Annotated in this window: 13 protein-coding genes; 2 read left to right on the top strand and 11 right to left on the bottom strand. The window is 57.4% G+C overall.

The annotated features are described in order from the left end of the window. The 4 genes from ABJQ89_RS12485 to ABJQ89_RS12470 all read right to left on the bottom strand — a co-directional run. Positions 1-161 (bottom strand): SDR family NAD(P)-dependent oxidoreductase (locus ABJQ89_RS12485; RefSeq protein WP_348496560.1); only part of this gene is annotated, 161 nt, incomplete at its 3' end. Next, positions 158-1,627, bottom strand: coding sequence for a carnitine 3-dehydrogenase (locus ABJQ89_RS12480; protein ID WP_348496559.1), 1,470 nt, complete (start codon positions 1,625-1,627; stop codon positions 158-160). The genes ABJQ89_RS12485 and ABJQ89_RS12480, both read right to left, overlap by 4 nt. A 9-nt stretch (positions 1,628-1,636) precedes the next feature. Then, positions 1,637-2,179: a lipocalin family protein gene (locus tag ABJQ89_RS12475; protein WP_348496558.1), complete on the bottom strand. Its 543-nt coding sequence runs from the start codon at positions 2,177-2,179 to the stop codon at positions 1,637-1,639. Positions 2,180-2,190: 11 nt separating this feature from the next. Continuing rightward, positions 2,191-3,102: a 3-keto-5-aminohexanoate cleavage protein gene (locus tag ABJQ89_RS12470; protein WP_348496557.1), complete on the bottom strand. Its 912-nt coding sequence runs from the start codon at positions 3,100-3,102 to the stop codon at positions 2,191-2,193. Positions 3,103-3,289: 187 nt separating this feature from the next. Between ABJQ89_RS12470 and ABJQ89_RS12465 the strand changes: the two genes are divergently transcribed. Continuing rightward, the gene (locus ABJQ89_RS12465; RefSeq protein ID WP_348496556.1) at positions 3,290-3,454 is read left to right on the top strand and encodes a hypothetical protein; all 165 of its coding nucleotides are present in this window, start codon (positions 3,290-3,292) and stop codon (positions 3,452-3,454) included. Positions 3,455-3,464: 10 nt separating this feature from the next. Here ABJQ89_RS12465 and ABJQ89_RS12460 read toward each other — a convergent pair whose 3' ends face one another. The 6 genes from ABJQ89_RS12460 to ABJQ89_RS12435 form a co-directional block, all read right to left on the bottom strand. Next, a complete protein-coding gene (locus ABJQ89_RS12460) occupies positions 3,465-4,085 on the bottom strand; it encodes a methylated-DNA--[protein]-cysteine S-methyltransferase (RefSeq protein ID WP_348496555.1) in 621 nt (206 codons plus the stop codon). A gap of 3 nt (positions 4,086-4,088) precedes the next feature. Then, positions 4,089-5,132, bottom strand: a complete 1,044-nt coding sequence (locus ABJQ89_RS12455; protein ID WP_348496554.1) for an aldo/keto reductase — start codon at positions 5,130-5,132, stop codon at positions 4,089-4,091. Positions 5,133-5,190: 58 nt separating this feature from the next. Continuing rightward, positions 5,191-5,934, bottom strand: a complete 744-nt coding sequence (locus ABJQ89_RS12450) for a rhomboid family intramembrane serine protease (RefSeq protein ID WP_348496553.1) — start codon at positions 5,932-5,934, stop codon at positions 5,191-5,193. A 57-nt stretch (positions 5,935-5,991) separates the two neighbouring features. Further along, on the bottom strand, positions 5,992-6,408 hold the full coding sequence (locus tag ABJQ89_RS12445; protein ID WP_348496552.1) for a VOC family protein: 417 nt from the start codon (positions 6,406-6,408) through the stop codon (positions 5,992-5,994). Positions 6,409-6,469: 61 nt separating this feature from the next. Then, the gene (locus ABJQ89_RS12440) at positions 6,470-7,387 is read right to left on the bottom strand and encodes a polysaccharide deacetylase family protein (RefSeq protein ID WP_348496551.1); all 918 of its coding nucleotides are present in this window, start codon (positions 7,385-7,387) and stop codon (positions 6,470-6,472) included. A gap of 94 nt (positions 7,388-7,481) precedes the next feature. After that, positions 7,482-8,216 (bottom strand): YafY family protein, encoded by a 735-nt coding sequence (locus ABJQ89_RS12435; protein ID WP_348496550.1) that lies wholly within the window; start codon positions 8,214-8,216, stop codon positions 7,482-7,484. A 90-nt stretch (positions 8,217-8,306) separates the two neighbouring features. On the opposite strand from ABJQ89_RS12435, the gene ABJQ89_RS12430 reads away from it, so the two are divergent. After that, a complete protein-coding gene (locus ABJQ89_RS12430) occupies positions 8,307-8,684 on the top strand; it encodes a GFA family protein (protein WP_348496549.1) in 378 nt (125 codons plus the stop codon). Positions 8,685-8,691: 7 nt separating this feature from the next. Here the strand turns inward: ABJQ89_RS12430 and ABJQ89_RS12425 are convergent. Next, the coding region (locus ABJQ89_RS12425; protein ID WP_348496548.1) for an L-glutamate gamma-semialdehyde dehydrogenase at positions 8,692-10,819 on the bottom strand (2,128 nt) is incomplete at its 5' end.

Genomic DNA, 10,819 nt, shown 5'->3' with positions numbered 1-10,819 from the left:
CTCGAGACATCGACGCGGCTTTTGCGCCATGCATCGGGGCACTGATCTAATGCGGCCTGATCCACATCGGTAATCCAAACCTCATCGCCTTGCGCAGCGAAGGTTTCCGCCATCGCGTAGCCGATGCCGCTCGCCGCGCCTGTTATTAAGACCTTATTCATTTACGTACTCCAACGGATGCCCCAGCAGCTGCTGGTCGCTCTAATGCGCTATGCCCCTGCGCAATGCGCGTCAGGTTTGCCGCGATTTCTGCGCTTGGATCAGAGGGCTTGCGAGTTTCCAGACTGACGTGGATCAACATATGTTCGCCGCTTGCTAGAAGACGATCACCCTCGAACATCTCATGCCAGAGGTGCATTTTCTTGCCCTCGCCGAGCAGAACCTGCGTGCGCACCTCTATTTTCGCGCCCGCGTGCACCTCATCAAGATGGCGAATGTGGGTTTCGGCGGTGAAATAGCTGCCGCCTGTCGCGATATAATCCGCATCGCAGCCAATCATTTCCATGAAGCGGTCCGTTGCATCGCCGAAGGCCTGCAAATAGCGCGCTTCGTTCATGTGGCCGTTGTAATCAGTCCAATCGAGCGGAACCGTGCGCACAACCGTCGTGACAGGCTGGCTTGGGTCCACATCTGCGGCACGCGCATCCATGCCATTGAGCTTGGCGAGCACTTTGTCGTGCGCTTTGACGGTTGCGCCTGCGCCCCAATCGCCGCCGCGCAAGGAACGGATGATGCCGACAAGGTTATTGTCGCGAATGCGTTCCAGATCGCGCGGTTTCAACGTGCCTGCATGATCGTCGCATTGATCGCCGACCATTTCGACAAACTCATCGGTGAGGTCAGGCACATCCATCAGCTTGGTCCATGGCCATTTGAGGCATGGGCCGAACATGGCGAGCATGGCGCGCATGCCGCCCTCGCCGCCCGCGAGATGGAAGGTTTGCATCGTGCCCATCTGCGCCCAACGCAGGCCCGGACCATAGGCGATGGCCGCATCGATTTCTTCGGCTGTTGCGACTTCATCTTTCAGGAGCCACAGCGCCTCACGCCAGAGCGCTTCTTGCAGACGGTCGGAAAGGAAGCCCTCGATCTCCACACGGCAGTGCAGCGGGTGCATGCCGATTTCGGTATAGATCGCTTTGGCCTTTTCAATGCAGGCAGGATCGGTCTTTTTGCCAGCAACCAGTTCGACCAAGGGCAAGAGGTAGACCGGATTGAACGGGTGTCCGACGATGAGCCGTTCTGGGTGGGTCATCTCGCTTTGCAGATCGCTAGGCATGATGCCTGAAGTGGACGAAGCGATAATGCCGGTCGTGTTTGCAGTTTCGATTTCTGCGTAGACTGAGTGTTTGATCTCTAACCGCTCTGGCACGGCCTCGACGATCAGGGCGCACTCTGCGACCGCATCAGCGATTGATGCGCAATGGGTCAACGTACCTTCTGCAGGCATGGCGACATCGGTCAATCCAGGCAAAGCGCGGCGTGCATTATCGAGCACGGCTTGCGTTTTGCGCTCTGCCTCGGGGTCGGGATCAAAGACACGCACATCCCATCCGTTGAGCAAGAAACGCGCGGCCCAACCGCCGCCAATTACGCCGCCACCAATGATCGCTGCAAGTTTGGTCATATCTTCATCCTATTTCTGAAGAACTTCTTCTAATTGACTGACATCATATCCATTTTTGGAAAGTACATCGTTTGCCTTTGCGCGCTCTTGCGCGGTGAGTTGAGGTTTGCGCGCAAGGATCCAACCGGTCGATCCTTTGGGATTTCCAACGACGGCAAAGTCATAATCTGGCGACACATAGAGCACCCAATAATCACCGCGCGCGAAGGGCAGCCACGGCACAAAGGTGACCGAAAGCCGACCCGGCGCTTCAACGCGAGCGCTGCCATTTGCGCGCTCAACAGGACCGTCGAGCGTGCCTTTGCGGCAGGTGTTCAGCACATTGATTTGCCCATCATCGCGCAGCGCGTATTCCGCTGTGACGCCCACGCATCCCGCTTCAAACCGGTTGGGGAAGCGGGCAATTTCATACCACTTTCCGAGATACCTGTTCAGATCGAGCGATGCCATAACCGCCATCGGAACCGAGCGATCCCGATATTCGGCGGCACCTGCAGGAGCCGTGCTGGCGAGTGTCAAAGCCGTTGCCAGTGAGAGGAAGATGCTGCGCATGAAAGCAATCCTTATGCTTTTGGTGCGCGCTTTGTCAGGCCCAATTTATCCCGCACGTCTTGCGGTCCAATGATACGCGCGCCCATGTTTTCGATTATCGTAACGGAGCGTTCAACAAGCTGGGCGTTGGTGGCAAGCACGCCCTTATCCAGCCAGAGATTATCCTCTAGCCCGACACGCACGTTGCCCCCTGCTAGGACGGACGCAGCCGCAATGGCCATCTGATTACGACCTAGGCCAAAGGCGCTGAATGTCCAATCGTCCGGTACGTTGTTAACCATCGCCATGAAGGTGTTGAGATCATCCGGCGCGCCCCACGGCACGCCCATGCAAAGCTGCACCAAGGCGGGGCTTTCAAGCACGCCATCTTTCACGAGCTGCTTGGCATACCACAGGTGACCTGTGTCGAAGGCTTCGATCTCTGGCTTGACGCCGAGTTCGGTCATCATGGTGCCCATGGCTGTTAGCATACCGGGGGTGTTTGTCATGACATAGTCGGCTTCGGCAAAGTTCATTGTGCCGCAATCAAGGGTGCAAATCTCTGGCAGGCATTCGGCGATGTGGGCCACGCGCTCTGTTGCGCCGACCATATCGGTGCCTGCTGCGGTGGGGAACGGCTGCTCAGGGCTGCCAAAGACGATATCGCCGCCCATGCCTGCGGTGAGGTTGAGCACTACATCCACCTCTGCGTCGCGGATGCGGTCGGTGACTTCGCGGTAATAGGTCAAATCGCGTGAGGGCGTGCCGCTTTCAGGGTCCCGCACGTGGCAGTGCACCACAGCGGCCCCTGCTTTGGCCGCATCAATAGCGCTGTCAGCGATTTGCTTGGGCGAGCGCGGCACATGAGGGCTGCGATCCTGCGAGCCACCTGAGCCTGTCACGGCACATGTAATGAAAACGTCTCGGTTCATGGCTAAGGGCATGGCGCTGTCCTTCTTTGATCAATTTCCTGCACTTTGGCGGGATTCGGAATGGTGCAACACACCAAAAGCGACATGTCTCAGCGGGTTGCGCATTTTGCAAGGCGGGCATGCAAGAAAGCAATCTTGTCCGTTAGCGCAAACAGACCGATATGCACATCACAACAAAGAGACGTGAAAGGAAAAGGCAATGATGACCTTTATCGAAAACTTTAAGAGCCGCGCAAACAAAGCAGCACAATACCGTCAGACCGTGCATGAGCTGAAAAACCTCAGCCGCCATGAGGCGTTGGATCTGGATATTTACTACGGTGATATTCCTGAAATCGCGCGCAAAGCGGTTTACGGCGCTTAAGGCTTAGTTCCTAACGGGCACCCTCTAATTCAAGAAGCGCACGTTTGCGCCATACCCCGCCCGCATATCCAGTGAGCGATCCATCCGCCCCAATCACACGGTGGCACGGAATGATGATCGCAATCTGGTTCGCGCCATTTGCCCGCGCAACAGCGCGCGTCGCGGACGGGTTTCCAAGCGCCTCAGCTTGGGCGCCATAGCTGCGGGTTTCGCCATAGGGAATAGCGATCAGCGCGTTCCAGACGTCATTGGTAAACTCTGTGCCATGCAGCGCCAATGGAAGATCGAAGTCTTTCAATTGCCCTGCGAAATAGGCCTCAAGCTGTTCAATCAGATTACGCGTGACTTGCGTTTGCCCCGGTGCAACCGCGCCAAGCGAAACGATGAGTTTGGACAGCTCTTTGGACAGTTCCTTGCGATCCGCAAATTCAAGAAGATGCAGATGCGTGGCATCGCAGACCGCCACCATGGTGCCGAGCGGCGTTTCAACCGGATGAGCAAAAAGTTTGGCGGCCCCTTTGGCGGGGCCAGCCCATGTGCTTAAGGCTTTGGCAAAGTCCTGTGCGCTGGCAAAGGCGGGTGTCACCTCGGGCAGAGGCTCTGCGCCCAGATCAAAGCCAAGTTGTTTCATCGATTAGTAGACCATCGGATGTTGGCGGTGCGTGTCGTTGAGCGCGTCCAACGCCTCTTGGCTGAGCGTGACCTCGACAGATTTGAGGATGTGTTCAAGCTGCGCTGTGCGGGTTGCGCCAAAGATAGCTGAGGCCATGAAGGGTCGCGTGCGGCACCACGCCAGCGCCATATGCACCGGATCAACGTCGAATTTGCGCGCAACATCTAGATAAGCATCCACAGCAGGCAACACGCGATCCGTCATGCGGCCGCCAAGATTATCAACAAGGCTGCGGCGCGACCCTTCAGGGATTGCACCCCCTTGGTATTTGCCCGTCAAAAGCCCGGCCGCGAGCGGCGAGAACGACAGCAAACCTACGTCCTCATTCACACTGAGTTCGGCCAAGTCGGTGTCATAGAGCCGGCAGAGTAGCGAATATTCGTTCTGGATGGAGGCGACGCGTGGGCCATGCCCTGCTTCGGACAGGTGCAGCCATTCAGAGGTGCCCCATGCGCTTTCGTTGCTGAGGCCAAAGGCGCGGATTTTACCGGCATCGACCGCCTTTTGCAGCGCTTCGAGGACTTCGATCATGTTGTCCAAGGTTTCAGCGCGGTTCTGTTGGGTCGGATCATATGTCCAGTTTTGGCGGAACATGTAAGAGCCGCGATTTGGCCAATGGAATTGATAGAGATCGATATAATCGGTTTGAAGACGCTTGAGCGAACCTTCGATCACCTCTGGCACGCTTGCGGCAGTGATGGGCGCGCCCTCGCGGATGTGAGCAAGGCCTTTGCCCGAGTGTTTTGTGGCAAGGATCACCTCGTCGCGGCGTCCTGATTTGGCAAACCATGTGCCAACAACGCGTTCGCTATCGCCTTGGGTCTCGGCTGTGATCGGATTGACCGGATACATTTCTGCGGTGTCAAAGAAATTCACGCCTGCATCCAGCGCCATATCCATTTGCTCGTGCCCTTCAGCTTCGGGCGTTTGGGTGCCAAAGGTCATCGTACCAAGGCAGAGTTCCGGCACAGTGATGCCTGTGCGGCCAAGCGGGTTCATTTTCATAGGGGTGCTCCGAAAACGTCTGGGGCTGCGTTACATCAGCCCCTTTAGGTAAGTGAGGTTATTTGCGCCGCACCAGAGGAATGCGCGATGCGCTGAGATTGTATTTGGCTTCTGGATGCGGCGGGTGAAAATCATTGTCGCGCCAGAACTGCGATGCGCCAAGGCGCAAGAAGACCGGAATGCTGAAGATAAATCCAACCACAAAGCCCCCCGCATGCGCCCAATAGGCGACGCCGCCAAGGTCAGGATCAGAAATCACACCATTGCCCAGCTGCAGTACGAACCAGACGCCGAGCATGATCCATGCTGGAACGGAGAAAATCTTGAAGTAGATGATCAGGATCAGCAGGATATCGACCTTCGCCTTTGGGAACAAAAGCAGGTAGCCGCCCATAACACCCGCAATCGCGCCCGAAGCGCCGATTGTCGTGACATAGGAATAGGGATCAACCACCCATTGCGCGAGGGCAGCCAGCGCGCCGCAGGCCAAATAGAAGATCAAAAAGCCGAAATGACCCATTTCATCTTCCATATTGTCGCCAAAAATCCAAAGGAACAGCATGTTACCCGCGATATGCATAAAGCCGCCGTGCAAGAACTGCGTTGTGATCAATGTGTAAAGACGCTCGCCTTCACTGATAAACGCAGGGACCATGCCCCATTCCGCAAAGAACAGGTTCAGCGCGCGGCTTTCGCCCATGGGGATATTGAAGCTGGCAAAAATGATCACGTTGATCGCAATCAACGTGTAAGTGACAAAGGGCCGACGCCCCGACGGGTTGTGATCGCGAATAGGTAGCATGTCGGCAAGGTGTCCCCTGCCCGTTAAAACGTCAAGCGCCTATGTGCTCTGCGCCGGTTATCCGTCGCGCCCTGGCTCATCTGGATTGCTGGCGAAAAGCGCGATTTTATTGCCTTGTGGATCACGCAGGTAGCACACATAGAAATTGGCCCCGTAGTTGGCACGAAATCCCGGTTGCCCCTCATCTGTTCCGCCAGCGGCAAGGGCGGCGGCATGAAGCTGTCGCACTTGGGCTTGGGTCTCTGCCTCAAACGCCACCATAGTGCCGTTTCCCGCTGTGGCCGCCTCACCATTGAAGGTGGGTTTGACGTAGAAGTCAGGAAAAACAAGACGCGCGCCCGGTTCAACGGGCAAAGCATAGCTCAGCCCCTCTGGCCCTTCTTCAAACCGATATCCGAGCGCAGGCAGAACAGCCGAATAAAAGCGTTTCGCGCGGGCGATGTCGTCGGCGCCAACTGTGACATATGAAATCATTCTGAACGCTCCTTTGGTAAAGCAGGCTCATATTGGCCGCATTGGGTTGCTGAGGCCATGTTTATTCGCGTTTTCCGCCAAGAACGCGCTCGATCTGCGAGAGGCCGCGCGCGCCTGCGTAGATATCAGCGCGGGAATAGAGCGGATGGCGCATCGCCTCCCCCACGGAAATAAACGTCCAGCCTTGCGCTGCATACCAATCAAGCAATGTGCCCAAGTGATCCGCATTGATGCGATTGAGGTGGATGAGCAAAACATGATCAACGTCTCCGCCCAGCTCGCCCTGCGCAAGGGTTTGAAAGAACGACGTGCGCTCCTGCATATGGGCCACATAGGCGTTCGCAATCGTCTGGGCCGCTTCCGTATCGCCCCGCTTGATCGCTTTGAGATACTCGGCGTTGAACTGCCATTCATCGTTGTCGATGGTCACGGGAACATTCTGATAGCCAAGATCGCTCAGGATTTTCTCTGCGGCGGCTTTGCTTTGTTCGGTTTCGCCCTCTCGCAAGAACGGAAAACGGTAGTACCTAGGCCCATCGATCCATGTCGCCAAAGCGTCATGAGTGCGGCGCGTTTCATCCAAGAATTCATCGGGCGTCAGCGTGCCATAGTCGGGATGAGACCAGCTGTGATTTCCAATTGTGTGGCCCGCGTCTGCAAAGGCCTGCACTGCGGGAATAGCCTCGGGCGTAAGCTGTTGCCCGACTACAAAACCCGTCGCGACGATCTTATGCTCTTGCAACGCGCGCAGGATGCTTTGTGTGTACTGAAGCCCTTCCTCGGGCGAGGTTTGCGAGGGCATGACATAAGGCAGATCATCGATTGTTATCGCAATTCGAGAGGGTTCGGTTTCGATTGGCGTGCTGGGTATGTCGAGTGACAGACCGCTTGGTTCGTCCTGACAGGCGATGAGGAACGCGCTTAGCCCCGCGAGCAGGCAAACGCGGGCAAGTGTTTTGGGGATCATCAGTCTTGGCACGCGGCTTACCTTTTTGAACGCTTGGTCTTTCAGAAAATCTAAGCGCAAAGAAGATGAGTAGCCAGCCGTTCTTGTGCGCTCGGAAGGATGTCGCCTAAGCCTCTGTTGCGCTGCTGCCCGCAAAGCTTTCGCGTTCTGCGTCCATTGCGGCACGCCACTCTCGCCGAAGAATATCAGAGCGCTTTGGTATTTTCTCATCAAGCAGTTCGGCATCCATTATGCGCTCTGTTCGGAAATACCGAAAACCGCTGCGCAGCTCGCACCACGCGGCAAGAATGCGCCCTGCATCACGGTAGCCCATGAAAATTGGCCAAATCACGCGATGCGAAACGGCGCCCTGACCATCGTGATAGTCCAGCTTGATCTTGACCCGATTGCGAATGGCTTGGCGCAGATGCGCGGCGCTCACGGTTTCGCGCGCGCCCACCACGGGGGCGACGCTGGTCGGCGGCTCAACAAAGGCGCTCTGAACCCGCGCCGGTGACACCGCTTCGATCTTCGCGATCAGTTTTTCCGCGGCGCGCGCAAGTTCAGGCTCACCGCGCGATTGGACCCACTGAGCGCCGAGCACGGCGGCATCGATTTCTTCTGGGGTTAACATCAGCGGCGGCATGTGAAATCCCGGCTCCAGAACATAGCCGACGCCCGCCTCGCCCCGGATGGGCACGCGCTGCGCAATGAGCGTTGCGATGTCGCGATAGATTGTACGTGCAACAACGTCCAATTCCTCGGCAATGCGCGCCGCTGAGAGCGGGCTTCGCGCGGCTCTGAGTATTTCGATAATGTCAAACAACCTGTCAGCGCGGCGCATTTTCACATCCTCCTGCATTGCATCTCTTTAGAGGCAACATGCTGACAGCACCCTGTCAGCATCGGCGCGCTATAGCGATGACACTTGCATCTATTTTAGGAGAACCCCATGAAAATCAAAGGAAGCTGTGTCTGCGGAGGTGTGACTTTCACAATCAGTGGCGCGCCCAGCAGCATGAGCACCTGCCATTGTTCGAGATGTCGCAAGCTTGGCACTTCAACGATTGTCTTCATTGAACGCGCGCAATTTACGCTGCTGAGCGGTGCCGCACAGATAAAGACCTATGAGCCGATCGCGCCCTTTAAGTACAGCCGCTCCTTTTGCAGCGTCTGCGGCACATCCTTGGGGGAACCCATGTCGACGGACACGTCCTTTCCAATCAACGCCCAATGCTTGGACGATGACCCTATCGTGCGCAATGCGATGCATGAGTTCATGCAAGACGCGCCCTGCTGGGCCGCGAGTGTCGCGGCCCAGAGCGTGTGACAGGCGTCTATTTGGGCGCTGGCGCGCTTTGGGCAAGCAATGCCGCGTTGCCCCCCGCCGCAGTCGTATCAACGCAGAGATGTTTTTCCTCAAGGACATAGCCCGCATTTGGCATGCCTGTGATCAAGGGAAGGATCGCACCGTCGCGCGCGCTGAGGGCTGTGGCGATGGCGCGGGCCTCTGTGGGCGCGCCCCAGTAGAGGACACCGCTAATCCCCTTTAGCGTGCTCAACTGCGCGGCGTCGATTGTGCCTGTGGCGACGACTGCACGGCCCCCTAGGGCGCGGACTGATTTTGCCTGCCCTTCTGCCGCCTCTTTCCCCGGCCCCATGCACAAGAAAGGTGCGCGCGCGTGTTGGGAGAGTTGGTTCAACTCCCCCGTTGGACCGGGCAAGACCTCGCTGGCGCGTTGCGGCGCGTGTGCAGTCGTCTTAATCGCATGTTTCAGGTCAGCGATGAGCATTTCGTTTTCAAACGTACCCGTCGCTGCGCGCGCCTCGATTTTGCGGAACCGCGACAGGTAGAGCGGGCCACCGGCCTTGGGGCCAGTGCCAGAAAGCCCCGCCCCGCCAAAAGGTTGCGAGCCAACGATGGCACCGATCTGGTTGCGGTTAACGTAGAGGTTCCCAGCCTGAATCCGTTCAGACACATGTTGCACGCGATCATCAATGCGGGTTTGCAGACCGAAGGTCAGACCATATCCCGTGGCATTGATATCATCGATGATCTGATCAAATTCCTGCGCCTTGAAACGGACGATGTGCAGGATCGGGCCAAAGACCTCGCGTTCCAGTTCAGCGATGCTGTTGAGGGCAATCAAGGTTGGCGCCATGAAATATCCTTGCTCTGGCGTATCGAGCTGGAAGAGCACGCGGCCTTGCTGTTGCGCGACGCTGACATAGTCCGAAATCTGCGCCTGCGCTTTTGCGTCGATGAGCGGTCCAATGTCACAGGACAAATCCCATGGGTTCGCCACCGTAAGTTCCCGCATCGCGCCGATGAGCATGGTTTGCAGGCTATCTGCGACATCCTCTTGCACGTAGAGACAGCGCAAAGCAGAGCAGCGTTGCCCTGCGCTTTGGAAGGCACTTTCGATGATTGCGGTGACGGCCTGCTCTGGCAAGGCCGTGCTGTCGACAATCATGGCGTTCAACCCGCCCGTTTCAGCCAGCAGCGGCGCGTCAGGCGCGAGGTGTTTTGCCATGGAGGCGCGGATGATCTGTGCGGTTTCGGTCGAGCCGGTGAAAGCCACGCCGCCAATGCGCGCATCCGATGTTAATGCAGCGCCGACGTCCCCAGCACCAAGCACCAATTGCAATGCGCTGCGCGGCACGCCTGCCTCATGCATTAGGCGCGTTGCGAGGGCTGCGATCAGAGGGGTTTGTTCAGAGGGTTTTGCAAGCACCGCATTGCCCGCCGCGAGCGCGGCGCTGATTTGGCCGGTGAAAATCGCGAGCGGGAAATTCCAAGGTGAAATGCAGCTGAACGTGCCAATCGGCACTTCGTCATTCGCGCGGCTCGCATAATAGCGCAAGAAATCCACCGCTTCGCGCAGCTCACCCACGCAATCATTGAGCGTTTTGCCTGCTTCACGCGCCAGCAGCGCGAATATTTCGCCAAAATGCGCTTCAAAGAGATCGGCAGTCGCGTTCAGAACGCGAGCGCGTTCTTCGGCGCTGGCGGCCCAAGGCGCGGCGGCTTCGAGTGCGGCGCTGATTTGCTCTGGGCTTGCGAGTTGCGCTGTGCCCACCAAGTCATCTGGTTTAGCTGGATTATGAATTAGCATCTCTGGGCCTGATGTGGCCTCACGTGCAAGCCGCGAAGTCGCCGACCATTGATGCGCGGCAAAGGGAGCGCGCGCTGCATAAATTTGCTCCAGATGCGGCTCATAGCTCAGATCAAATCCGGTTGAGTTTGGCCGCTCAGGCGCGAAAAGATCAGCCGCAGGCGCGACCCAAGATACGGCGTCCTCAGCCGCAATGAAGGGGTCTACGGCGATCTCTTCTGGCGTCACATCCTCATCAACAATCTGATTGACGAAGGAACTGTTGGCCCCGTTTTCGAGCAAACGGCGCACGAGATAAGCCAGCAAATCACGGTGCGCGCCAACGGGCGCATAGATGCGGCAGCGCGTG

The sequence above is a fragment of the Planktotalea sp. genome, from assembly GCF_039984035.1.
Classification (GTDB): Bacteria; Pseudomonadota; Alphaproteobacteria; order Rhodobacterales; family Rhodobacteraceae; genus Planktotalea.
Note: the sequence above shows the minus strand (reverse complement) of the source record. Positions and strands in the feature narration are given on the sequence as shown.